Below are 24,728 nucleotides of genomic sequence, written 5' to 3'. Positions count from 1 at the left end.
CAGGTGCGTAGTGGGAATGAAAAGCAGCCCACCGGCGGCGGTCAGCGCGGTCGTGGCTCGTGGGCGGGCAAACTGAATTACTGAGGACTTGGCGTGCGTCACGACAATCCCAACTTTGTGGCCCTGGACTGGCTGATTGGTGAAATCAACGAAACGTTGGCCCAGGCGCGCCAGCAGTTGGAAACTTTTGCCTCGGATTCCTCTTCGTCGGATGCCACCAGCGGTGCCGCAGGTAATGATGCGGACAACCTGCTGAAAAACTGCCTCAACCTGATCCACCAGGTGCACGGCAGTCTGCATATGGCTGAGCTCACTGGCGCCGCCATGCTCGCCGAAGAAATGGAGCAGCTGGTTCACGCCCTCGCAAGCGGCGAAGTGGAAAACAGCGATGAAACGCGCGAATTTCTCATGCGCGCGTTGCTGGAACTCCCCCTCTACCTCGAAAAAATTGCTTTCCAGCGTCGCGATAATGCGGTGTTGTTGCTTCCCCTATTGAACGATCTGCGCGCGGTTCGCCGCGAGCGACTGATTACGGAAGGCGCTCTGTTTGCGCCGGATCTGTCTGCACTGGAACACGCCAGTGGAAATCGTCAGCCCCTGCTCGCCAACAACGCCAAGCTGCAGGAGCTGGTGGGCAAGCTGCGCAAGATGTACCACGTGGCGGCCGCCTCGCTGATTCGGGATGTAAACAGTGGTGAAAGTCTCGCTTACCTGAACAAGGTCAGCGAAAAAATGGCGCTGTTGTACAGCGGCAGCCAGCGTCAGCACCTGTGGGAAATTCTGCAGGGGCTGCTCGAGGGGATTGCCGATCATCGCGTCAATGTATTGCCCGCCTTGCGCCAGTTGCTGCGCCGTATCGATGTGGAATTCCGTCTGCTTTCTGGCCAGGGTGCGCGGGTGCTGGATGCGCGCCCGGATCGCGACCTGATTCGCAATCTGCTGTTCTATGTGTACCTGTGTGGACCCAATGGGCCGCGCACCACTGCGCTGTATCAGAAATACGCCCTCGATCAGGCGGTGCCGGGTACGCCGCGACCTGATACCGAAGATGCTCTGGCCATGGGGCCGGAAGCCATGGGCACCGCCGTCACTGCTCTGCGTGAAGAGCTTGCCAGTGTGCGCGAGTCCCTCGATCCCAGTATCAGTACCAGTGAGCGGGCGCCGCTGTCTGACACGGCGGTCGTTGCCAAGCGTATCGCCGATACCCTCGGCGTGCTTGGCCTGGAAAACCAGCGCACCCGTGCGCGCAGTATTTACGAATACCTCCGCGATGCGTCCCGCAGCGAGGCGCCGGATGACCTGCTGATGCAGGCCGCTGCCGAACTGGTTCAGCTGGACTCCGGGCTGGCCGCTGCGGCCGAACGGGATCGCAAGATCGACAGTGAATCGCCGCTGATGGGCGAAGCCACCGAGCAGGTGCTCCGTGAAGCGCGCATCGGTCTCGAGACCGTCAAGGAAGCAGTGGTCGAGTATATCGCCAGCCACTGGGATGCCGGTCACCTGTCGCAGGTACCCAAGCGATTGCAGGAAGTCTGCGGCGGCCTGGATATGGTGGGCTATCAGCGCGCCGGTGAGATTGTCGGCGCCTGCCGTAATTACATTGAAGAGCGGCTGATCAATGCCGGTGATCAGCCCGACTGGAAACTGCTGGATACCCTGGCGGACGCAGTGACCAGTGTCGAGTATTACCTCGAGCGTCGCGCCGATGGCATCGAAGATGCCGATATGCTGCTTGCATTGGCGGAAGAAAGTGTCGCGACACTGGGCTATGCGGTGGCCAATGGCGAGGGTGCGCTGGAATCGACCGCACAAGAAGAGAGCTCGCCCACTACCGCCACTGAGTTTGATACTACCGATGCTCTGGACGGCATCGAGCTGTTTGAGGAATCTGAGCAGCAGGCGCCCGTTGCAGAGGTGGAAGAAGAACAGCAGGCGCTGGACAGTTTTGAGTTTACGCTTGATCTCGATGAGGAGAGCGATAGCCCTGCTCCCATAGAGCCTGCCGATCCGCTGGCCGGTCTCTCTCTAACGGATTCCGAAAAGCCCGTTGAGGCTTCCCCTGAAGAGCCGGTTGCCGAGATAACCACTCAGCCTGTGGCGGATAGTGCTGCGGAAGAGCCCTCGCTTATCGAGGAGAGCTGGTTTGCGGAAGATGCAGCAGGTACCAGCGAAGCTGTCTCCGAAGAGCCCGCATCCCCCAGCGAAGAAATTTCGACTGCGGCGGTAACCCCAGCGGTTCTCGAGGAAGATGACGACACCAGTATCATCGACGACGAAATCGTGGAGATATTCCTCGAGGAGGCTGGCGAGGTCCTGGAGACCATCAATCACTATTTCCCGCAGTGGGCCTCGAATTTCGCTGATCGCGATGCGCTGGTGGAATTCCGTCGTGGCTTTCACACCCTCAAAGGCTCTGGCCGTATGGTCGAAGCACTGGAAGTGGGTGAGCTAGCCTGGGCGGTGGAAAATATGCTCAACCGGGTACTGGACGAAACCGTCTCTCCGGTGCGTGCGCACGTGCTGCTGATTGAGCAGGTGCTGGCGAAGTTGCCGTCGATGATCGATGGCTTCCGCACTCGCACAGGTGATCCTGACCCCGCGCGTACCGTGGAGCTGGAAGGCTGGGCGAAACAGCTTTCTCACGGCGAAGTACCCGATGCTCTCGCGCAGTCTGCGCCCGCCGAGGCCGCCGCGCCGGCGGAATATACTGCGGACGAAAGCCTGGTCGATGCAGATGACAATGCGCAGTTGTGGGAAATCTTCGCACAGGAAGCGGAAACCCACCTGGCTACCGTGGCCGAATTCCTCGCAGAGATGGACCGGCTTGCTCCCGTCTACGGTGTTCCATCGGACCCGCTGCACCGCGCCCTGCACACCCTAAAAGGCTCCGCGCATATGGCGGAAGTCACTCAGGTGGCCGAGCTGATGGCGCCGCTGGAGCGTTTTGCCAAGGAACTACGCACCTATCAGGTCGCTATCGACAGCGATATCTATGACCTGATCGCCGATGGTGCCAGCTATGTTCACGCGGTTCTCCAGCAGATCTATCGCAATGAGCCCCTGAGCGTCGAGCGCAGTGATCAGTTTCTGGCGCGCGTAGCCGAACTGCAGGAGCGCGCGGTTGGCCATCTGATCCGTGAGCGCGAGGCCAATGAACCAAAAGCGGTAGATCCTCAGCTGCTGGCGGTCATTATGGCCGACGGCATGAAAGTGCTGCTGGATGCCGACCAGATGCTGAACCAGTGGCGTGCACATCCGGGTGATAAATCCATTTTATTGCCGGTTGCGGAAGAGCTGGATGTGCTGCAGCAGGCCGCCGGTCAGGCGCAACTGCCGACGCTGCAGGAATTGTCTCAGTTGTTATTGGCGGTCTATCGCCAGGTGATTGACGGTCACCTGGAAGAGGAGCCCGCCTTGTGGGCGGCACTGGAGCAGGGCCACAACGAACTCCTGGATCTTGTGGATGCGGTCGCTGCATCTACGGATCTGCCTCAGGTCAGTGATGCCGTCGGCGAAGCCCTGCGCACACTGGCTCAGGGTGATGACAGTGTCGATGACGAAGATATCGACCTGTCCGAATACGGTATCGACAGCAGCGAGTTCAGCTTCGCCGATGTGGAAGAGGTCTCCGCGGAGCCGGTTGCCGAAGTTGCAGATGCGGGCGTCGAGGACGGCGTGCTGGCGGGTCTTGGGTTCGATGACCTGGTTGCCGAGGAGACTGCGGCGGATCAGGTTACCGCACTATCTGGCGGCGATAGCGACGGCTTTGGCGATATGGCCGGCGAGACAGAGCAGACAGCGCCTGCGGTTTCAGAGCCCGCGGAAGAAATCGCCCCTGGCATCAATGCAGAAGTGGACGACGAGCCGGAGCTCACCGTCGAATGGCTGGAGGCAGAGCTCTCCGCCACCAATACCGTTAGCGAGGAGGCAGAACTGGCGCCCGCAATGCCAGCTGTCGAATCGGCCACAAATATCGAGACCGTCGCCCCGGCGCCTGAAGAGCCTGCGCAGCACCGCGAGGCGCCAGCTGCCACCCCAGTGGCTGCCGGCGCCCCTGTGACATTGTCTGACGATGACATCAGCGATGTGCAGCGTGCACTGCTCGCGGACATCGACCCGGATGTGGTCGAGGTGTTCCTGGAAGAGGCGGTGGACCTGATCGACGAGCTGGAAGAGCTGATCCAGAACTGGGAGCAGGCGCCCGATGACCATGCCATGCCCGAGGCGCTGAAACGCGTGCTGCACACCTTCAAGGGTGGTGCGCGTATGGCGGCTCTGATGGGCCTGGGTGAGGTGGCACACCGCTTTGAAACCGATATCGAAAACATGCAGAGCGGAAGCGCTCCGTCGAGTTCCTTCTTCGCCGATGCTCACGGTATTTACGACCGCATGGCTGCAGGTGTCGAAACCGTGCGCGCCTGGATGGGCGGTGATGAATTGCCGGCCTTCTGTGCATTACTGGAAACTCAGTGGGCGGATGTGGCGGCAACCGACGTAAGTGCGCCCGCAGATTCGACACCGGCGACAGAAGGGATTGCTCTCGATATGCCTGTGGTCGAGGAGATTGTACAGGCCGACGTGGAAGCGCAGCCGCCCGCGCCGACCGAGCCGGAGCCCCAAGCGCCTGCGGAAGTTATCCCCGCTGCCGACAACAGCAATGTTCTGCCGTTTATACGCAAGGGAAAAAACGTTTCCGACCGCGACGGCGGCCAGCCGCGCAATCAGCCCCAGGAAATGGTCCGGGTTGCATCGGAGTTGCTGGAAGAGCTGGTAAACCTGGCCGGTGAGACCTCGATTTCCCGTGGTCGACTGGAAGAGCAGGTGAGTGAATTCGGACTGGCGCTGGACGAGATGGACTCTACCCTGTCCCGTTTGAACGAGCAGCTGCGCCGTCTCGACAAGGAAACCGAAGCACAGATCCAGTTCCGCCAGGAACAGCTGGCGGAACAGGATGTGGACTTTGACCCGCTGGAGATGGACCGCTATTCGTCTTTCCAGCAGCTGTCCCGCTCCCTGCTGGAGTCCACATCGGACTTGCTGGAGCTGCGACAGACTCTGGGCAATAAGGCTCGGGATACCGAAACATTGTTGCTGCAGCAATCGCGGGTAAATACCGAGCTGCAGGAAGGCCTGATGCGCAGCCGCATGGTTCCTTTCTCCCGACTGGTGCCGCGACTGCGCCGTATCGTGCGTCAGGTCAGTGCGGAGCTTGGCAAGCAGGTGGACCTGGTGTTCTCCAACGTGGAGGGCGAACTGGATCGCTCCATGCTGGAGCGCATGGTTGCGCCGTTGGAGCATATGCTGCGGAATGCGGTGGACCACGGTATTGAGTCCCCGGAAAAACGTCGCGAAGCGGGTAAACCCGAGCGTGGCCGCATCGCCGTGGCTGTGGCGCGGGAAGGCAGTGAGGTAGTACTGACCATCAGTGATGATGGTGCCGGTATCAACCTGATGCGCGTACGCGAGAAGGCCATCGAAAGCGGCTTGATGCGCCCGGACGCGGAACTGTCCAACAGCGAAATCATGCAGTTTATTCTGCAGGCGGGCTTCAGTACCGCCGACCAGGTAACGCAGATTTCCGGTCGTGGTGTGGGAATGGACGTGGTATCTGCGGAGATCAAGCAGATCGGCGGCTCCGTTTCCATTGATTCCCAGGCCGGTGCGGGTACGGAATTTGTGGTGCGCCTGCCATTCACGGTGTCGGTAAACCGCGCGTTGATGGTACGGGTGGGAGACGATCTGTTCGCCCTGCCACTGAATACCATTGAGGGTATTGTGCGCCTGAGCCCGTTCGAGCTGGAGCACTATTACCGCTCCCCGGAAGCACGTTTTGAATACGCCGGCGAGCCCTATCAGGTGAACTACTTCGGCAGCCTGCTGCAGTCTTCGGCCCAGCCACGGCTGGCGGTGGAGGATATGCAGATGCCGGTGCTGCTGGTGCGCTCCGACAATACGGCGATGGCACTTCAGGTGGATGCCATCATGGGCAGTCGCGAGATCGTAGTGAAGAGCCTCGGGCCCCAGTTTGCGACGGTACAGGGGGTCTCCGGTGCTACGGTTACCGGTGACGGTACGGTGGTTGTGATCCTGGATGCCCACGCATTGCTGCGCAAACACTCGGCGCTGCTGGCGCGTCCAGAAACGCCATTGCTGCAGGAGATGCCGGAGGTCAGCACGCGCGAGGAACCGGAAGCCCAGAAACTGGTTATGGTGGTGGATGATTCGGTTACCGTACGCAAGGTGACTACGCGCTTCCTCGAGCGGGAAGGTTTCCGCGTGATCACCGCCAAAGATGGTCAGGACGCCATTATCCAGCTGCAGGACGTGATTCCGGATGTGATGCTGCTGGACATCGAAATGCCGCGCATGGACGGCTTCGAGGTGGCGCGGAATATTCGCTCCAGTAGCCGGCTGCGGGATATCCCGATCATCATGATCACCTCACGAACCGGTAAGAAGCACCGCGATCACGCGCTGTCGCTCGGGGTCAACCACTACCTCGGTAAGCCCTACCAGGAAGAGGTATTGCTGGAAGCCATCCATGATTTCACCCTCGCGGAGTCAGACGCGTGATGGCAATGGGTAACAACAACATCGAGACGCCAGCAAGCGGCGGAGAGCACACAGCATGAGCGGAAATGGCATAGAAGCCCTGCCAACCACCGAAATGCCCCAGGAAGTCAGCAGTCTGCTGTTGCCACTGGCCGACGGCCAGCTGCTGGTGCCGGTGGATACTCTGTCGGAAATTATCGCGCTGCAAAGCCCGGTTTCGGCATTTGACGCGCCGGACTGGTATATGGGGGAGTTGCACTGGCGCGAGTTGCGTCTGCCACTGGTTTCTTTTGAGGTGATGCGTGGTAACGCCATGCCGACTCTGCGCAGTAACTGCCGTATCGCGGTACTGAGCAGTGGCAATCCCGATGGTGATCTGCCGTTTTTTGCGGTTGTGCTTCAGGGGACGCCACGATTGGTGCGGGTGACACCTGAAGAGCTTGCCGGTCGTGAAGGCGCATGCGCCATGGGTGAATTGATGCACGTGGCCCTTTCCGGGGAGGCGGCGGTGATCCCGGATCTGGGGACCATGGAAGAGGCCTGTCTCGCGTACCGCAGCTCCCGCTGACCACGGCCCCAAACACCATAAACAAAAACGCCGCCCTCAGGGGCGGCGTTTTTGTTTATGGGACAACGCTGAATTAGAACAGCTCTTCCGGCAGAGATTCCTGCGCCTGCTCATTGCTGCTGTCCGGCGTATCCGGGCTGTCGGAGTAGATCGATGGATAGTTGCTGTAGGTCTCGCGGCCGGGTACCCGATCGGCGCGGAAAATCTCAAAAATACCACCGCGGGAAGTGCGCAACCCGGTGCGCGGGTTGATGCGCATGGTCACTATGCCGTCCGGTTGTGGCAGGTGGCGCTCCGGCAAGCCGTCCAGGGCGACGGTCATAAAGTCGATCCAGATCGGTAGCGCCGCGGTGCCGCCATATTCATTGCGTCCGAGGGGGGTGTTGGCATCAAAGCCGACCCACGCACTGGTGGCCAGGTGCGGACTGTAGCCGGAGAACCAGGAGTCGCGAGGGCCATTGGTGGTACCGGTCTTACCGGCGATATCACCCCGGTTCATCGCCAGCGCCTTGCGGCCGGTGCCGCGCTTGACCACGTCTTTCAGCATGGAATCCATGATAAAGGCGGTTTCCGCAGACATGGCGCGGGGCGCGCGCGGGCGCGCCTGCTCGTCGGCACTGAGGGGGGCTACGGGCAGAGTGCGTAGCTCCAGTGGCTCTTCTTCATGGGCGTTGGCAACGGCTTCATGCTGCACCGACTGCAGGTCAATGGGTTCTGGCGCCGGGCCGCGGTCCTCGCCCATCTCCGGGCAGTCCCGGCACACGGTCAACGGTAGTGCCTGATAGACCGTATCCCCGTGTACGTCCAGAACCTGATCCAGCAGGTAGGGCTCCACTCGGAAGCCGCCATTGGCGAAGGCGGCGTAGCCACGCACCATTTCCAGCGGTGTCAGTGCGGAGCTGCCGAGAGCGATAGACAGGTTGCGTGCCAGTTTAGCGCGCTCGAAACCGAAGCCTTCGGCGAATGCCAGTGCACGATCCAGCCCGAGGGACTGCAGCAGGCGAATCGAGACCATGTTGCGCGACATATACAGCGCCTTGCGCAGGCGGGTCGGGCCGAGGAAGGTGCCGCCATCGTTTTCCGGGCGCCACACATCTTCCAGGTTGGTCTGCTCGAAGATAATCGGGGCATCATTGATGATACTGGCGGCGGTATAACCGTTCTCAAGCGCCGCCGAGTAGATGAACGGCTTAAAGCTGGAGCCCGGTTGGCGCGCGGCCTGGGTCACACGATTGAAGTGGCTTTGACGGAAATCGTAGCCCCCCACCAGCGCGCGAATGGCACCGTCTTCCGGCTCCAGGGATACCAGCGCACCCTGCGCCTCTGGGACCTGGGCGAGGTGCCACTCTTCCCGCGCCTGGGGCTGCTCCTGTGCCTCTTCCTCGTCAAGGCCTTCTGGACTGGAGAACGGGTCTTCGGTCACCTCGGTGTTTGCCAGCTGGTCTGCGGCGGATGCCAGCTCGGCCTCGCGGGCAGACTTCTGTTCTTCTGCCACCTGCTCCGCACTGATCAGTACCCGGCGCAGGCGCACTACGTCACCGGGTGCGAACATCTCGTCGGCGGACTTGAGGCGCGCGCCGCGGGCATTCTCGGAAATATAGGGGCGGATACTGCTAAGCCCATTCTCCCAGGGAATCTCGACCACCCGGCGGTCACGCAGCTGCACCCTGAGGCTTTGTGGGTTTACCGCGGTCACCACCGCTGGTTGCAGGCCGCCGAGTACCGGGATTTCCTGCAGCAGGTCCACCAGCTGATCGTTGTCCGCCAACAGCTCCGTATCCAGGCGCTGCTCCGGACCGCGATAACCGTGGCGGCCATCGTAGGTTTCGAGGCCGTGTTGCAGGGCTTTGCGGGCTGCGTCCTGTAACTTGCTGTCGACGGTGGTAATGACCTGATAGCCGTCGGTGTAGGCGGCATCGCCAAACAGGTCCACCGCCTCCTTGCGCGCCATTTCAGCCACATAGGGGGCGCTGAGGTCCAGGTCGCGGCCATGATAGCGGGCGGTGACCGGTGCGGTAATCGAGTTCTTATATTCGTCCTGGTCGATGTGACCCAGGTCCAGCATGCGTTTCAGAATCCAGTTGCGACGCACCAGCGCCCGGGATGGATTGGCGATCGGATTGTAGGTGGAAGGTGCCTTGGGGAGGCCCGCCATCATTGCCCATTGGGCAAGGTTCAGCTCGTTGATGTCCTTGCCGTAATAGACGTGAGCGGCCGCCTGGAAGCCGTAGGCGCGATTACCGAGGAAAATTTTGTTGATGTAGAGGGCGAGAATTTCGTCTTTGCTGAGTTCCTGCTCTATCTGCAGGGACAGCAGAATCTCGTTGAACTTGCGGATAAAGCGCTGTTCGCGGCTCAAAAAGAAATTTCGCGCCACCTGCATGGTCAGCGTACTGCCGCCGGACTGGATTGAGCCACTGGCCACCAGCTGACGTACCGCGCGCATCAGACCTTTGATGGAAACCCCGCTGTGGGAGTAGAAGCCATCGTCCTCCGCGGCCAGAATGGCCTTGATGAACATGTCCGGAGTCTGTTCGATGGTGATGGGGCTTCGGCGCTTCTCGCCGAATTCGCCGATAAGTTTCATGTCCCGCGAATAGATCCGCAGCGGGGTCTGCAGGCGGATATCGCGCAGACTCTCGACCGAGGGCAGGCCCGGTTTCAGGTACAGGTAGATGCTGGAAAACGCCATGGCACCGGCGGCGGCGCCGGCCAGAGCCAGCCACAGCAGAGACAGCAGGCGGTTGCGGGCTTTTTCGGTCATTGAAATGCTTCTGTATACGTCTTGATCAAAATTATCGGCACTGTTCGACAATTATACGAATAATGTGCACTGATACCTATGCAAAAGGCGGTTGCGACGGTAATTTAAAGTGCTATACCATCAAACCTCCATAACCCACGGAAAAGATAAGAAAAATGGGGATGCTCCCTTTTCTCAACAAGGGCCCGAAAGCCATGCTTGGGCTCGATATTAGCTCCACCTCGGTCAAGTTGCTCGAACTGAGTCGCAGTGGCGAAAAATACCGCGTGGAAAGCTATGCAACCGAGCCTCTGCCACCCAATGCGGTGGTGGATAAAAATATCAATGACGTGGGAGCGATTGCCGAGGCGATACGCAAGGTGGTTCGCCGGTCCAAGACTCGGCTGCGTCAGGCGGCGGTGGCGGTTTCCGGCTCTGCGGTCATCACCAAGACCCTGGATATGCCTGCGGACCTCTCTGACGATGCGCTGGAAGCCCAGATCGCGCTGGAGGCGGATCAGTACATCCCCTACCCGCTGGATGAGGTCAACCTGGACTTTGAAGTGCAGGGGCCGTCCGAAAAGGGTGAGGGGCAAGTTGAGGTGTTGCTGGCAGCCTGCCGCAGTGAGAATGTGGAGCAGCGCATCTCTGCGCTGACGGAAGCGGATCTGCAACCGGGGGTCGTTGACGTAGAGGCCTACGCTATCGAGCGCGCCTATACCCTGCTGGATAACCAGTTCCCCGCCCAGGAGCAGCTGGTGGTTGCGGTCATCGATATCGGCGCCACCATGAGTGCTCTCTCCGTGATGGTAGATGGGCGCACGGTCTACACCCGCGAGCAGTTGTTCGGTGGCCGCCAGCTTACCGATGAGATCCAGCGCCGCTACGGCCTGTCTGCTGAAGAAGCCACGCTGGCCAAGCGTCAGGGTGGCAGCGGTCTGCCGGACGACTACTACCCGGAAGTGCTCGAGCCCTTCCGCGATGCGGTGGTCCAGCAGGTGACCCGTTCGCTGCAATTTTTCTATTCCTCAACCTCCTACAGCGACGTCGATTACATCCTGTTGGGTGGCGGCGTTGCCGCGATGGAGGGGCTCGCCGAGCTGGTGGGCGAAAAGCTAAACAAGCCCACGCTGGTAGCCAATCCCTTCCGGGATATGAGTGTCGCATCCCGGGTCAACCGTCAGGCGCTGGCGAGTGAAGCGCCGTCGCTGATGATCGCCGCCGGCCTCGCCATGCGCGAAAGGGAGTTCTGATCAATGGCAAAAATTAACCTACTCCCCTGGCGCCAGGAATTCCGGGCACAGAAGCAGAAAGAGTTTCAGCAGGTTGCGGTGCTTGTGGTGATCGCTGCCGGCTTCTCGGTATTTATGTGGATGAAGACGGTGGATGCGCAGATTGCCAATCAGAATGAGCGCAATCAGCTGCTGAATACCGAGATCACTGCGTTGAACAAACAGGTCCGCGAGATCAAGGATCTGAAGAAGCGTCGTCAGGAGCTGATCGACCGCATGCGCGTGATTCAGGAGCTGCAGGGCAACCGTCCGCTGGCGGTGCGCTACTTCGATGAGATGGTTCGCGCTGCGCCGGAGGGGCTGTGGTTGACCAGCCTCAAGCGTTCCGGCCGCACCCTGCAGATCTCCGGCGTTGCGGAATCCAATAACCGGGTTTCCTCGTTTATGCGCAGCCTGGACCAGTCAGAGTGGTTTCAGTCACCGAACCTCACCGGTGTGACAGCCAAGCCTGAATTTGGTGAGCAGGCCAGCGCATTTGAAATGACGGTCAGTGTCAGCGGCCGCAAAAAAGAAGAGGGCGCTGACGGCGCCAATAGTGGAGCGTAATCGTGGCGCTTGAAGATACTCTCAAACAGCTCAATGAGCTGGATATCAACGATATCGATTTCTCCCGGGTCGGTGTCTGGCCGCTTGCCGGGCGAATCGCATTGCTGGTTATTATTGCTGCGGCGCTTATTGGCGGTGGCTATTTTTTCATGATCAAAGATCGCTACGGTCAGCTGGACTTTGCCGCAAATAAAGAGCGTGAGCTGTTTGCCCAGTTCGAGCGCAAGTCTTTTGAGGCGGCCAACCTGGACGCCTATCGCGAACAGCTGGCGGAAATGGAAGAGACTTTCGGGGCACTGCTCAAGCAGCTGCCCAAGGACACTGAAGTGCCCGGTCTGCTGGAAGATATCGACGAATTCGGCCGCGGTAGCGGCCTTACCATCCAGAAGGTGGCGCTGGAAGGGGAGCAGGTAGGTGAGTTCTACGTGGAGCTGCCCATCCGCATTGAGGTGCAGGGCGGTTATCACGAGTTCGGTGCGTTTATTTCCGGTATTGCGGGGATGCCGCGGATCGTGACTCTGCACGATTTTGATATCAACACCAGTAAGGATGGCAAGGCGCTACTGAATATGGTGGTGAACGCCAAAACCTATCGCTATAAGGATCAGGGAGAAGAAGGATGAAAAAATACTTCGCTCTGACCGCGGCACTGCTGGCGATGACCGGCTGTAGTCTGGATGGTAGTCACAGTGATCTGCGTCAGAAGATGGCGGCGGTGAAGCACAAGCCCAAGGGGCAGATCGAGCCGATTCCCACATTTACTCCTTACAGCCCCTATGTATACAGCGCGGCCGCCATGCGCAGCCCGTTCATCCGTCCGGTTCTGGAGGCGGATCAGCGTCTTGTGGGGCGCAAGCTGGATGTGGCACCGGATATGAATCGGCAGAAAGAACTGCTGGAACGATACTCGTTTGATGCATTGTCTATGGTTGGTACCCTCTCGCGGGGCGGACAGCTTTGGGCACTGGTGAATGATGGCGACGGGGGGATCCATCGCATCACCATCGGCAACTATATGGGTAAAAATCACGGGCGTGTGGTCAACGCCTCATCGTCACAACTTGATGTATTGGAAATTGTGCCGGACGGCACCGGCGGCTGGATAGAACGGCCGCGGGCTCTGACTTTGGAAGACAAGGACAACTAAAAATGATCACCAAGCAACTCGCCAGTGTATTGGCATGGGGAGCCAATAGGCTGCCGCGCGCGAAAGCGTTGCTGCTGGGCCTGATGATTCTGCCCCTGGCTGCGCCGTCTCTGGCAAGCCAATTGAATGACATCCAGTTCTCCGAGCTGCCGGGAAGCCGTCTGCAGCTGCGCCTCACGTTCAGTGATGTGCCTCCGGAGCCCACCGGCTACACCATTGAACAGCCCGCGCGTATCGTGATGGATTTTGCCGGCGTCGAGAGTGTACTGCCGCAGAAAAAATACAGCATGGATATCGGCGCCGCGCGCAGTGCGGTGATTGTGTCCGGTGAGGACCGTACGCGCCTCATCCTGAACCTGGACGAGCTGCCGGTGTACACCAGTGAGCGCGTTGGCAATCAGGTGGTGCTGGAGGTGGGTGCCGATACTGCGACTACCGCAGCGGTTACCACCGCGCCGGTACATAGCAGCACCAATATCGGCGGCAATGCCCAGTTCAAGCCTGCGGGCAATGTGGGTATCGACAACGTGGACTTCCGTCGCGGCGAGGGTGGCGAAGGCAAGGTCATCGTCAGTCTGAGCGATCCGGCGGTGAACATCGATGTTGAGCGCACCCGCGGCAAGATTGTGTTGACCTTTCTTGGTGCCGAGTTGCCGCCATCCCTGCGCCAGCGTCTGGATGTAACCGACTTCGCTACGCCGGTGAATGCCATCAGCGTCGATTACGACGGTCGCAATACCGTAATCACCGTAGACCCTCACGATGGCGAGTACGATTATCTCGCCTATCAGGCAGACACCGAGTACGTTCTTAGCGTCAAGCCTCTCACTGTGGCACAGGTGCGCGAGAAGCAGAAAGAATTCGCGTTTACCGGCGAGAAGCTGTCCTTGAATTTTCAGGACATCGAAGTGCGTTCGGTGCTGCAGTTGATCGCAGACTTTACCGATCTCAATCTGGTAGCCAGTGATACCGTGCAGGGCCGTATTACTCTGCGTCTGGACGGCGTCCCCTGGGACCAGGCTCTGGAGCTGATCCTGAAGGCCAAAGGGCTGGATAAGCGTCAGGAGGGTAACGTGATCATGGTGGCACCGGCGGCAGAGATTGCCGAGCGCGAGCGCCGTGAGCTGGAAACCCGTAAACAGCTGGAAGAACTGGCGCCGCTGCGCACCGAGTATATCCAGATCCGTTATGCGGATGCCCGTGAGCTGTTTACCCTGTTTGCCGGTAATCAGGGCGGCCAGGGTGGCGGCTTTGGACAGGGCAGCTTTGCTGGCGGTCAGGAGCAGCAGGACGGGCGCAGCATCCTGTCATCCCGCGGCAGCGCTATTGTCGATGAGCGCACTAATACCATTATCCTGACTGACACCGAAGAGAAAATTGCCCAGTTCCGCGACCTGATCAGTGCGATCGATATCCCGATTCGTCAGGTGATGATTGAAGCGCGTATCGTGACGGCGAATACCGACTTTGAGAAAAGTCTCGGCGTGCGCTGGAGCTATCTGGAAGACCACAATGTGGGTGATGACGGTATTGGTATTGGCTCTGGTCGTCAAATCGGGCTGATTTCAGAAGGGGATGGTGATGGCCCGGATCTGTCAGCTCCAGCGACAGAGCATAGCCCCATGCTAGTTGATTTAGGTATTAGTAATCCTGCAGGCAGTGTGGCCTACGCCATCCTCAAGGAAGACTTCCTGCTGGGTCTGGAGTTGTCTGCACTGGAAGATGTGGGCAAAGCGGAAATCGTGTCCCAGCCCAAGGTGGTCACCGGGGACAAGCAGGAAGCGAGCATTCGCTCCGGTGTGGAAATTCCCTACCTGGAAGCGACGTCCTCCGGTGCGGCATCTGTGACCTTTAAAGAAGCGGTGTTGCTGCTGAACGTGACCCCGCAGATCACGCCGGATGACAATATCATCATGAATCTGAATATCGACCAGAACAGTGTCGGTGAGTTGTTCACCAACGTGATTACTGGGGCGCAGATTCCGGCAATAAATGTGAACTCGCTACAGACCAAAGTCTTGGTCGCTAACGGTGAAACCATCGTGCTCGGTGGTATTTTCGAGGCGCAAGCCATCGAAGGTGAGGTGAAGGTGCCAGTGCTTGGTGATATTCCCTTCCTGGGCCACCTGTTCAAAACCACCACCAAGCAGGAAGACAAGCGCGAACTGCTGATCTTTATCACCCCGCGCATCATGCAGGACGAGTTCCTCTCCTTCAGCAAGTGATTACCCAACCCATCTTCCTTGTCGGTCCCATGGGGGCCGGCAAGTCCACTATCGGCAAATTACTGGCAGCCCAACTCGGGCTGCCTTTTGCCGATTCGGATAAAGTACTTGAAGACCGCACCGGCGCCGATATTCCCTGGATCTTTGATGTGGAAGGGGAGGCCGGTTTCCGCCGTCGTGAGAGCGAGGTTTTGGCGGATCTGTGCAATGGCGAAACGCAGGTGGTCGCCACCGGTGGTGGTATAGTCCTGATGCCGGAAAACCGGGCGCTGCTGAAAGGGCAGGGTTACGTGGTCTATCTCCGGGCCAGCCTCGATCAGCTGGTCGAGCGCACCTCCAAGAACAGTAATCGACCACTGTTGCAAGTGGATGATCCGCGGGCCAAGCTCGCCGAAATTCTCAAGCAGCGCGAGGCGTTTTACGCGGAAGTTGCGGATCTGGTATGTGATACCGACCACTGCACCCCCAAGCAAGCTGCGCAAATGGTCGCGGACCGCTTGCAGGGCGAAGCCCCCGGTTGACCCCGGTTTTCCGACTCGAATTCTTCTTGCTTCTAGAATTCCCTTATTTTTATTCCGTGCACGTTAGGGAGTAACCATGCACCGTCTGAATGTCGACCTGGGCGAGCGCAGCTATCCGATTCTGATTGGTTCCGCGCTGTTGGATAACCCGTCTTATTTTGAGCAGGCCATTCGCGGCAAACAGGTACTCGTCGTCACCAACGAGACCATTGCGCCGCTGTATCTGGAAAAAATACTCGAGGGGCTGAGGAGGTTTGGCAAGGTCGATTCGGTCCAGCTACCCGATGGTGAGGCATTCAAGACTCTGGATACCCTGAACCGGGTGTTTGATACCCTGCTGGAAAAGCGCCACGATCGCTCCACCACAATTGTTGCCCTCGGCGGCGGTGTGGTTGGCGATATGAGCGGTTTTGCTGCCGCCTGCTACCAGCGCGGTGTGGATTTCGTGCAGGTGCCTACTACCCTGTTGTCCCAGGTGGATTCGTCGGTGGGAGGCAAGACCGGTGTCAATCACCCGCTCGGCAAAAATATGATCGGTGCTTTCTATCAGCCGCAGCTGGTGCTGATCGATATTGATACCCTGAATACGCTCCCCGATCGCGAACTTTCAGCCGGCATCGCCGAGGTCATCAAATACGGCATGATCTGCGATAAGCCATTTTTCCAGTGGCTGGAACAGAATATGCACAAGTTATTGGCGCGGGATCCGGAAGCGCTCGCTTACGCGGTGAAGCGAAGCTGTGAGGACAAGGCGGCAGTGGTCGCCGAAGATGAGCGCGAATCCGGCCGCCGTGCCATTCTCAATTTCGGTCATACCTTCGGTCACGCCATTGAAGCGGTTCAGGGCTACGGCAAATGGTTGCACGGCGAGGCGGTGGCCGCCGGTATGGTGATGGCTGCGGAGCTGTCGCGCCTGCGGGGCTGGATTGGTGAAGATGAGGTTTTACGCCTGCGCACCCTGCTAACTCAGGCGAATTTGCCGCAACAATCTCCTGAGGATATGGCTGTCGACGACTATCTGACGGCAATGTCTGTGGATAAAAAGGTGCAGGATGGCAAATTACGCTTGGTACTACTTCACGGGCTGGGTGATGCGCAGATTATCGACGATACGCCCAAAGAGCAGCTGATGGAGGCTTTGCGCGCCTGCGGCGCTCGGTGACAGTTTTGTAGTTTTACTACCAACCTGAGGATTCTTTGACGATAAGTGGTCGCAAAAGAAGATAAATCGGTTAAACCTGCTGCCAACAGCGAAAAAAACTGGCGAATCTTGCAATTGCAGGGGGGCGCGAGTAATATTGCGCGCCCCCTCGGTGAAAGCCGGGAATAGGAGCCGATAACAACAAACGCAGGCTTGCAATGTGCAGGCGACCCCAAGCCCCTCACGCGGGCTTTTTTTGTCATTGGGGAACACAAATCTCAGTGAAATCTGCGGCACCTTTGGCTCGAGAGTAGATAAATATACCCCCAGGGGCAGTCTATGGACTGTGAACTGATGGCCACTGTGAATTATCCAGGGCCGTCAGGGCGTAGGGGGTAGCGATAACACTTTGAGGAATTCTATGGGTAGCGGTCTGTATCGATTGGATGAGTTCAAAGATAACTGTGGCTTTGGACTCATCGCCCACCTGAAGGGCCAAACCAGTCACAAGTTACTGCAGACAGCGATCGAATCGCTGACCTGTATGACTCACCGCGGTGGTATTGCCGCCGATGGCAAAACCGGTGACGGCTGCGGCCTTCTGCTGCAGAAGCCGGACAGCTTTTTGCGCACTGTGGCCAAGGAGCAGTTTGGCCAGGACCTGACCGACCTGTACGCGGTTGGCTCTATCATGTTGCCGCTGGACGAGGCGGAAGCCGCCGGCGCCCGAAACATTCTCGAGTCAGCGGTGCATGAACAGGGGCTGCGCGTGGCGGGTTGGCGTGTCGTGCCCACCAATGAAGATTGCCTGGGCCCTATTGCCAAGGAGTCACTGCCACGTTTCGAGCACCTGCTGATCAACAACGCAGAGACTGCACTGGAGCAGCAGCAGTTCAATGCGCGCCTGTTTGTTGCTCGCCGTAAAGCCGAACAGCAGCTCACCGACGCCACTTATATCGGCAGCCTTTCCACATCCGTACTTTCCTATAAAGGCCTGATGATGCCGGCGGACCTGCCGGCGTTTTTCCCGGATCTGGCAGACCCGCGCCTGGAAACCGCCATCTGTGTATTCCACCAGCGCTTCTCCACCAACACCATGCCGCGCTGGCCACTGGCGCAGCCATTCCGCATGCTTGCGCACAACGGTGAGATCAACACCATTACCGGCAACCGCAACTGGTCTGTGGCGCGTACCAACAAATTCATTACCGAGCTGGTGCCGGAGCTGTCCGAGCTGACACCGCTGGTGAACCGCGTGGGTTCCGACTCCTCCAGCCTGGATAATATGCTGGAACTGCTCACCGTGGGTGGCATCGATATGCACCGCGCCATCCGCATGCTGGTTCCGCCGGCGTGGCAGAACGTGGACACCATGGACTCGGATCTGCGTGCCTTCTATGAATACAACTCCATGCATATGGAGCCCTGGGATGGCCCCGCCGGCCTGGTACTGACCGACGGCCGCCACGCTGTGTGTACCCTGGACCGCAACGGCCTGCGTCCGTCCCGCTGGGTGATTACCAAAGACGATTTCATCACCGTTGCTTCCGAGGTGGGTACTTATCAGTACGACCCCGCGGACGTGGTTGCCAAGGGCCGTCTCGGTCCGGGCCAGATCTTGTCTGTAGATACCCTGAAAGGTGAACTGCGCCACACCGCCGAGGTGGATGGCGAGCTGAAAAAAGCCCAGCCTTATAAAAAGTGGCTGAAGGAAAAGGCCCGCCGTATTCGTTCCACTCTGGTCACGGCGCCGGTGGACAACAATTTTTCTTTCGAGCAGTTCAAGGTTTACCAGAAGCTGTTCAGCTCCTCTCTGGAAGAGCGCGACCAGGTGATCCGCCCGCTGGCGGAAGCCGGTCAGGAAGCCGTGGGTTCCATGGGCGACGATACGCCGATGGCGGTGCTGTCCGAGGGTAACCGCTGCCTGTACGACTACTTCCGTCAGCAGTTTGCACAGGTGACCAACCCGCCCATCGACCCGCTGCGGGAAACTATCGTCATGTCCCTGGAAACCTGCCTGGGCCGTGAAAAATCCGTATTTGAGGAGACCGTCGAACACGCCGACCGCGTGATCCTGTCCTCCCCGGTACTGTCGCACATGAAGTACACCGCGCTGCTGGATCTCGGCCGCGAGGAGTTCACCGCGAAAGTATTCGACCTGAATTACGATCCCGCGCAGCTGGACCTGAAGAGCGCCATCGAAAAGCTGTGCAGCGATGTCGCGGATTCCGTGCGCAAAGACGGTACCGTGATCGTGGTGCTGTCGGACCGCGAAATTGAAGAGGGCAAGCTGCCCATCGACGCGCTGATGGCCACCGGTGCGGTGCACCACCACCTGGTGCACAACGGTCTGCGCTGTGACTCGAATATCGTGGTGGATACCGCCACCGCGCGCGACTCGCACCAGCTGGCGTGCCTGATCGGCGTGGGCGCCACTGCGGTACACCCGTATTTCTCCTACAGCATCATCAATCACCTAATCGAAACCGGTGAGCTGCTGCTGGACGCCGCCACCGCGCAGAAGAATTACCGCAACGGCATTATCAAGGGCCTGCTGAAGATCCTGTCGAAGATGGGTATCTCCACCATCGCCTCCTACCGCGGTGCGCTGTTGTACGAACTGGTGGGCCTGTCCCAGGACGTGATCGACCTGTGCTTCCCGGAAGCGCCCGCCCGGGTTCTGGGTGCCGGCTTTAAAGAACTGGAAGACGATATGCGCGCGCGCGCGCAACTGGCGTGGAAACCGCGCAAGAAGGTTTCCCCCGGCGGTCTGCACAAATTTGTATACGGCCAGGAATACCACGCGTTCAACCCGGACGTGGTCAAGGCGCTGCAGGAAGCGGTGCGCACTGGCGATTACGGTGCCTGGCGCGACTACGCCACCCTGATCAACCAGCGCCCGGTGGCCACCCTGCGCGACCTGCTGGGTCTGAAAAAAGACGTACAGCCGATTCCTTTGGAAGAAGTGGAGCCCGCGGAAAATATCCTGCGCCGCTTCGACTCCGCTGCCATGTCCCTCGGCGCTCTGTCGCCGGAAGCCCACGAGGCATTGGCTCAGGCCATGAACCGACTGGGTGGCCGCTCCAACAGCGGTGAAGGTGGTGAGGACCCGGTGCGTTTCGGTACCGACAAGGTATCCAAGATCAAGCAGATCGCCTCCGGCCGTTTTGGGGTGACCCCGCACTATCTGGTAAATGCCGAGGTGTTGCAAATCAAGGTTGCCCAGGGTGCCAAGCCCGGTGAAGGCGGCCAGCTGCCCGGCGGCAAGGTGAACGAACTGATCGCGCGCCTGCGCTACTCCGTGCCTGGCGTGACCCTGATCTCGCCACCGCCGCACCACGATATCTACTCCATTGAGGATCTGGCGCAGCTGATCTACGACCTGAAACAGGTTAATCCGGATGCGCTGGTGTCGGTGAAACTGGTATCCCGTCCCGGTGTCGGCACCATTGCCGCGGGTGTGGCCAAGGCCTACGCGGACCTGATCACCATCTCCGGTTACGACGGCGGTACCGCGGCGAGCCCGATTACCTCCATCCGCTACGCCGGTTCCCCCTGGGAGCTGGGCCTGGCGGAAACCCACCAGACCCTGCGGGCCAACGACCTGCGCGGCAATGTACGGGTGCAGACCGACGGTGGTCTGAAGTCTGGACTGGATGTGGTCAAGGCGGCCATGCTGGGTGCCGAGAGCTTCGGTTTCGGCACCGCGCCCATGGTGGCGCTGGGCTGTAAATACCTGCGCATCTGTCACCTGAACAACTGCGCCACCGGCGTCGCCACCCAGAACAAGGACCTGCGCGACGAGCATTACATCGGCACCGTGGAAATGGCGATGAACTTCTTCAAGTTCGTGGCCGAGGAAACCCGCGAGTGGATGGCGAGCCTGGGTGTGCGCACCATGGACGAACTGGTGGGCCGCGTGGACCTGCTGGAGACTCTGGAAGGCCGCACTGCCAAGCAGAAGACTCTGGACCTGTCGCCGCTGCTGCATACCGATGCGCTGCTCGACAGCAAGCCCCAGACCTGCCAGCAGGCCAAGAACGAGCCCTGGGACAAAGGTCTGCTTGCGGAACGCATGGTGAAAGAAACGCTACCGGCGATCGAAAACCTGGCCGGTGGCGAATTCAGCTTCAAGCTGACCAACTGCGACCGCTCCATTGGCGCGCGCCTGTCCGGGGAGATCGCCAAGCGCCACGGCAACCAGGGCATGGCGGATGCGCCGATCAAGCTGCGCCTCACCGGCGTTGCCGGTCAGTCCTTCGGTGTGTGGAACGCCGGTGGTCTGGAAATGTATCTGGAAGGCGACGCCAACGACTATGTGGGCAAGGGTATGGCCGGCGGCAAGCTGGTGATCCGTCCGCCTCAGGGTAGCGAATTCGCTTCTCAGGAAACCAGTATCGTCGGCAACACCTGTCTGTACGGTGCTACCGGTGGCAAGCTGTTCGCCTCCGGCTGTGCAGGCGAGCGTTTCGGCGTGCGCAACTCCGGCGCCTTCGCGGTGGTCGAGGGTGCGGGTGATCACTGCTGTGAATATATGACCGGCGGCATGATCGCGGTACTGGGCAAGACCGGCGTCAACTTCGGTGCCGGTATGACCGGTGGCTTTGCCTACGTGCTGGATATGGATCGGGACTTCTTCGACAAGTGCAACCACGAGCTGATCGAGCTGCGCCGTATCAGCAGCGAGGCCCTGGAAGAATACCAGAGCCACCTGCGCGAGGTGATCGAGGAGTTCGTCGCCGAGACCGGCAGTGCCTGGGGTGAGGAGTTGCTGGACAACTTCGACGACTACCTCAACAAATTCTGGTTGGTGAAGCCGAAGGCCGCCAGCCTCGCCGGACTGCTGTCCGATGTACGCAAGCGCGGCGAATAAGGGGGATATTTACTTATGTCACAGCGTCTCAACAACGATTTCCAGTTTGTCGACGTGGGCCGAGTGGACCCCGCCAAGAAAGACATCATCACGCGTACCAACCAGTTCGTGGAGATCTACCAGCCGTACACCCAGAAGCAGGTGGCCAGTCAGGCGCACCGCTGCCTGGATTGCGGTAACCCTTACTGCGAATGGAAGTGCCCGGTACACAACTACATTCCGAACTGGCTGCGCCTGATCAGCGAAGGCAACATCATGGAAGCGGCGGAGCTGAGTCACCAGACCAACTCCCTGCCGGAAGTGTGCGGCCGCGTATGCCCGCAGGACCGTCTGTGTGAAGGGGCCTGTACCCTGAACGACGGTTTCGGTGCGGTGACCATCGGCAACGCCGAGAAATACATCACCGATACCGCCTTCGCCCTGGGCTGGCGCCCGGACCTGAGCGCGGTGAAGAAGACCGACAAACGCGTCGCCGTGGTCGGCGCCGGCCCCGCGGGCCTGGCCTGTGCGGACGTGCTGGTGCGCAATGGTGTACAGCCGGTGGTATTCGACAAGTACCCGGAAATCGGCGGCCTGCTGACCTTCGGTATTCCGGAGTTCAAACTGGAAAAATCCGTGATGCAGCAGCGTCGCGCGATCTTTACCGAGATGGGCGTGGAGTTCTGTCTGGAAACCGAGATCGGCAAGGACATCACCTTTGACCAGCTGATGGCCGACTACGATGCGGTGTTCCTGGCGATGGGTACCTACAACTACATGAAAGGTGGGTTCCCGGGTGAAGACCTGCCGGGCGTGTACGATGCACTGCCGTTCCTGGTCGCCAATGTGAACCGCAATCTGGGCTTTGAAAAGAGCCCGGAAGATTTCATTTCGGTGGAAGATAAGCGTGTTGTGGTCCTCGGTGGTGGTGACACCGCGATGGACTGTAACCGTACCTCCATCCGTCAGGGTGCCAAGCGCGTGACCTGCGCTTACCGCCGTGACGAGGAGAACATGCCGGGTTCCCGCCGCGAGGTGGCGAATGCGAAGGAAGAGGGCGTACGCTTCCTGTTCAATCGCCAGCCGGTTGAGATTGTCGGTGACGGCAAGGTGGAAGGCGTTAAGGTGGTAACCACCAAGCTCGGCGAGCCCGATGAAAACGGCCGTCGCCGCCCGGAAGTGGTACCCGGCTCCGAGGAAATCATCCCCGCAGATATCGTACTGGTAGCCTTCGGCTTCCGCCCGAGCCCCGCTGAGTGGTTCGGTGATCACAATATCGAGGTTGCGGACTGGGGCGGTGTGGTTGCGCCCGAGAAGCAGGAATACAAATTCCAGACTTCCAACGAAAAAGTCTTTGCCGGTGGCGATATGGTGCGCGGCTCTGACCTCGTTGTTACTGCTATCTGGGAAGGCCGCCAGGCTGCTGAAGGTATTCTCGACTTCCTCGAGGTTTAATCTCCTCGTTTATTTTGCCTCCGTGGTACCGCTAGTTGGCTCAGTGGCGGTACTGCTGCCGGTAAACGTTTGCCAGACACGAGCTAGGCGCCCCCCAGATAACCCATCCATGGGGGCTCTTCTAAAACGTCCCTGTTTTAGAAGGTCTGGCAAACGTTTACCGGCATCAGCGCCTTCTCATCGTATTTCAGTGCTGAGCCGGAACCTCGGACGGGGTTCTCCATGGTTCCGGACTTCTCATCGGCCTGATGCGCAGGCTTTGATAGCGGGTGCACCTACGCGGGACCGTCTGCGGCCTGGACGGCCGCAGCCGAGCCCCCAGGGAAGGGTTCACGGCGTGTCCCGCGTAGGTGCACCCGGTAGCAAAGCCGCCACCGTCCTGCCCAAGTGGGTACCACGGATGCCCAAAACCGGGGCCAAAATACAGATCCATAGCTCGCCCCAATCAACTACATAAATCCCGAGTCAGGCGAGTCCCTGTCCTAAAAGAGACCTCGAGAGTACAATGGCCGGCCATTTACCCAGCCCTTGTGATCATGTCTGATACCCAGTTCGCACCCCTCCAAAACGACCGTTTCCTCCGCGCCCTACTGCGCCAGCCCGTCGATCGCACACCCATGTGGATGATGCGTCAGGCCGGTCGCTACCTGCCCGAATACCGCGCCACCCGCGCCAAGGCCGGTACCTTTATGGACCTGTGCCGCAATACCGAACTGGCCTGCGAAGTGACCCTGCAACCGCTGGAACGCTACCCCCTGGATGCTGCCATCCTGTTCTCCGACATCCTCACCATCCCCGACGCCATGGGCCTCGGGCTGTACTTTGAGGAAGGCGAAGGCCCCAAATTCAAGAAGCCCGTGCGTACCAGTGCCGATATCGCCGCTTTGGAAGTGGTAAATACCGCGAAAGACCTCAGCTACGTCACCGATGCGGTCACCACCATCCGCCGTGAACTGAATGGCCGCGTGCCTCTGATCGGCTTCTCCGGCAGCCCCTGGACTCTGGCCACCTACATGATCGAAGGCGGTTCCAGCCGGGATTTCGCCCGCGCCAAAGAGATGCTCTACAACCGCCCGCAGGATATGCACCAGCTGCTCACCGTTCTGGCAGACTCGGTGATTGATTACCTGAACGCTCAGATCCGTGCCGGTGCCCAGGCGGTGCAGATCTTCGATACCTGGGGAGGGGCATTGAGCCACAGTGCTTACAAAGAGTTCTCGCTGGATTATATGGCCCGCATTGTGCAGGGCCTGACCAAGGAGCACGATGGCCGCCAGGTGCCGGTTATCCTGTTTACCAAAGGTGGTGGGCAATGGCTGGAGGCGATGGCGGATACCGGCGCTACCGCGCTCGGTCTGGACTGGACCACGGATATCAGCAAGGCCCGCGCCCGGGTCGGTGATAAGGTGGCGCTGCAGGGCAATATGGATCCGTCCATCCTGCTGGCGAGCCCCGAGCGGATTCGCGAAGAAGTAAAAACCATTCTCGCGGCTTACGGCAAGGGCAGCGGACATATCTTCAATCTCGGCCACGGGGTTACCCCTAAGGTCGACCCCGCCCATGCCGGTGCCATGTTTGATGCGGTGGTGGAGTTTTCCGGGTAGTATCACGGCGAATAATCCCCGGCGAAAAAGGTCTATTCAGGGGGGCGAATATCCGAGCGTTGAATGTGGCGCCAGAAGAGGC

At 59.5% G+C, this 24,728-nt stretch carries 13 protein-coding genes; 12 read left to right on the top strand and 1 reads right to left on the bottom strand.

What is annotated here, in order from left to right; genetic code table 11:
- The first annotated feature begins 93 nt into the window (after positions 1-93).
- A complete protein-coding gene (locus AAFH99_RS01690) occupies positions 94-6,573 on the top strand; it encodes an Hpt domain-containing protein (protein ID WP_406828486.1) in 6,480 nt (2,159 codons plus the stop codon).
- A 55-nt stretch (positions 6,574-6,628) separates the two neighbouring features.
- On the top strand, positions 6,629-7,120 hold the full coding sequence (locus AAFH99_RS01685; protein ID WP_043319717.1) for a chemotaxis protein CheW: 492 nt from the start codon (positions 6,629-6,631) through the stop codon (positions 7,118-7,120).
- A gap of 73 nt (positions 7,121-7,193) precedes the next feature.
- Here the strand turns inward: AAFH99_RS01685 and AAFH99_RS01680 are convergent, their stop codons facing one another.
- Positions 7,194-9,884 (bottom strand): penicillin-binding protein 1A, encoded by a 2,691-nt coding sequence (locus tag AAFH99_RS01680; protein ID WP_043319716.1) that lies wholly within the window; start codon positions 9,882-9,884, stop codon positions 7,194-7,196.
- A gap of 155 nt (positions 9,885-10,039) precedes the next feature.
- Between AAFH99_RS01680 and AAFH99_RS01675 the strand changes: the two genes are divergently transcribed.
- The 10 genes from AAFH99_RS01675 to hemE all read left to right on the top strand — a co-directional run bounded on the left by AAFH99_RS01675 (position 10,040) and on the right by hemE (position 24,646).
- Positions 10,040-11,116, top strand: coding sequence for a pilus assembly protein PilM (locus AAFH99_RS01675; protein ID WP_043319715.1), 1,077 nt, complete (start codon positions 10,040-10,042; stop codon positions 11,114-11,116).
- 3 nt (positions 11,117-11,119) lie between these two features.
- Positions 11,120-11,701, top strand: a complete 582-nt coding sequence (locus AAFH99_RS01670; RefSeq protein WP_043319714.1) for a PilN domain-containing protein — start codon at positions 11,120-11,122, stop codon at positions 11,699-11,701.
- Between the two features lie 2 nt (positions 11,702-11,703).
- Entirely contained in the window at positions 11,704-12,324 is a 621-nt protein-coding gene (locus AAFH99_RS01665; RefSeq protein ID WP_043319713.1) for a type 4a pilus biogenesis protein PilO, read from the top strand.
- A complete protein-coding gene (locus tag AAFH99_RS01660) occupies positions 12,321-12,848 on the top strand; it encodes a pilus assembly protein PilP (RefSeq protein WP_043319712.1) in 528 nt (175 codons plus the stop codon). The genes AAFH99_RS01665 and AAFH99_RS01660 overlap by 4 nt, the downstream gene beginning before the upstream one ends.
- A gap of 2 nt (positions 12,849-12,850) precedes the next feature.
- Complete coding sequence (gene pilQ / locus AAFH99_RS01655) at positions 12,851-15,073, top strand: type IV pilus secretin PilQ (protein WP_406828485.1); 2,223 nt, start codon at positions 12,851-12,853, stop codon at positions 15,071-15,073.
- Entirely contained in the window at positions 15,073-15,594 is a 522-nt protein-coding gene (gene aroK, locus AAFH99_RS01650; RefSeq protein WP_406829160.1) for a shikimate kinase AroK, read from the top strand. The genes pilQ and aroK overlap by 1 nt, the downstream gene beginning before the upstream one ends.
- Positions 15,595-15,670: 76 nt before the next feature.
- Positions 15,671-16,756: a 3-dehydroquinate synthase gene (aroB, locus tag AAFH99_RS01645; protein WP_043319710.1), complete on the top strand. Its 1,086-nt coding sequence runs from the start codon at positions 15,671-15,673 to the stop codon at positions 16,754-16,756.
- A 400-nt stretch (positions 16,757-17,156) separates the two neighbouring features.
- The gene (gene gltB, locus AAFH99_RS01640) at positions 17,157-21,608 is read left to right on the top strand and encodes a glutamate synthase large subunit (protein ID WP_043319709.1); all 4,452 of its coding nucleotides are present in this window, start codon (positions 17,157-17,159) and stop codon (positions 21,606-21,608) included.
- Positions 21,609-21,623: 15 nt separating this feature from the next.
- Positions 21,624-23,042 (top strand): FAD-dependent oxidoreductase, encoded by a 1,419-nt coding sequence (locus AAFH99_RS01635; protein WP_043319708.1) that lies wholly within the window; start codon positions 21,624-21,626, stop codon positions 23,040-23,042.
- A 536-nt stretch (positions 23,043-23,578) separates the two neighbouring features.
- Positions 23,579-24,646 carry a uroporphyrinogen decarboxylase gene (gene hemE / locus AAFH99_RS01630; protein ID WP_406828484.1) on the top strand — a complete coding sequence of 356 codons (1,068 nt, stop codon included), beginning with the start codon at positions 23,579-23,581 and terminating at the stop codon, positions 24,644-24,646.
- Positions 24,647-24,728: the final 82 nt, after the last annotated feature.

The sequence above is a fragment of the Microbulbifer sp. ARAS458-1 genome, assembly GCF_045348205.1.
Classification (GTDB): domain Bacteria; phylum Pseudomonadota; class Gammaproteobacteria; order Pseudomonadales; family Cellvibrionaceae; genus Microbulbifer.
This window is presented reverse-complemented; position numbering and strand designations above follow the sequence as displayed.

Coding starts and splice junctions, on each gene's coding strand:
- AAFH99_RS01635 (WP_043319708.1), top strand. CDS start 21,624: ATGTCACAGCGTCTCAACAACGATTTCCAGTTTGTCGACGTGGGCCGA.
- AAFH99_RS01660 (WP_043319712.1), top strand. CDS start 12,321: ATGAAAAAATACTTCGCTCTGACCGCGGCACTGCTGGCGATGACCGGC.
- gltB (WP_043319709.1), top strand. CDS start 17,157: ATGGGTAGCGGTCTGTATCGATTGGATGAGTTCAAAGATAACTGTGGC.
- pilQ (WP_406828485.1), top strand. CDS start 12,851: ATGATCACCAAGCAACTCGCCAGTGTATTGGCATGGGGAGCCAATAGG.
- AAFH99_RS01685 (WP_043319717.1), top strand. CDS start 6,629: ATGAGCGGAAATGGCATAGAAGCCCTGCCAACCACCGAAATGCCCCAG.
- AAFH99_RS01670 (WP_043319714.1), top strand. CDS start 11,120: ATGGCAAAAATTAACCTACTCCCCTGGCGCCAGGAATTCCGGGCACAG.
- aroB (WP_043319710.1), top strand. CDS start 15,671: ATGCACCGTCTGAATGTCGACCTGGGCGAGCGCAGCTATCCGATTCTG.
- AAFH99_RS01680 (WP_043319716.1), bottom strand. CDS start 9,884: ATGACCGAAAAAGCCCGCAACCGCCTGCTGTCTCTGCTGTGGCTGGCT.
- AAFH99_RS01675 (WP_043319715.1), top strand. CDS start 10,040: ATGGGGATGCTCCCTTTTCTCAACAAGGGCCCGAAAGCCATGCTTGGG.
- hemE (WP_406828484.1), top strand. CDS start 23,579: ATGTCTGATACCCAGTTCGCACCCCTCCAAAACGACCGTTTCCTCCGC.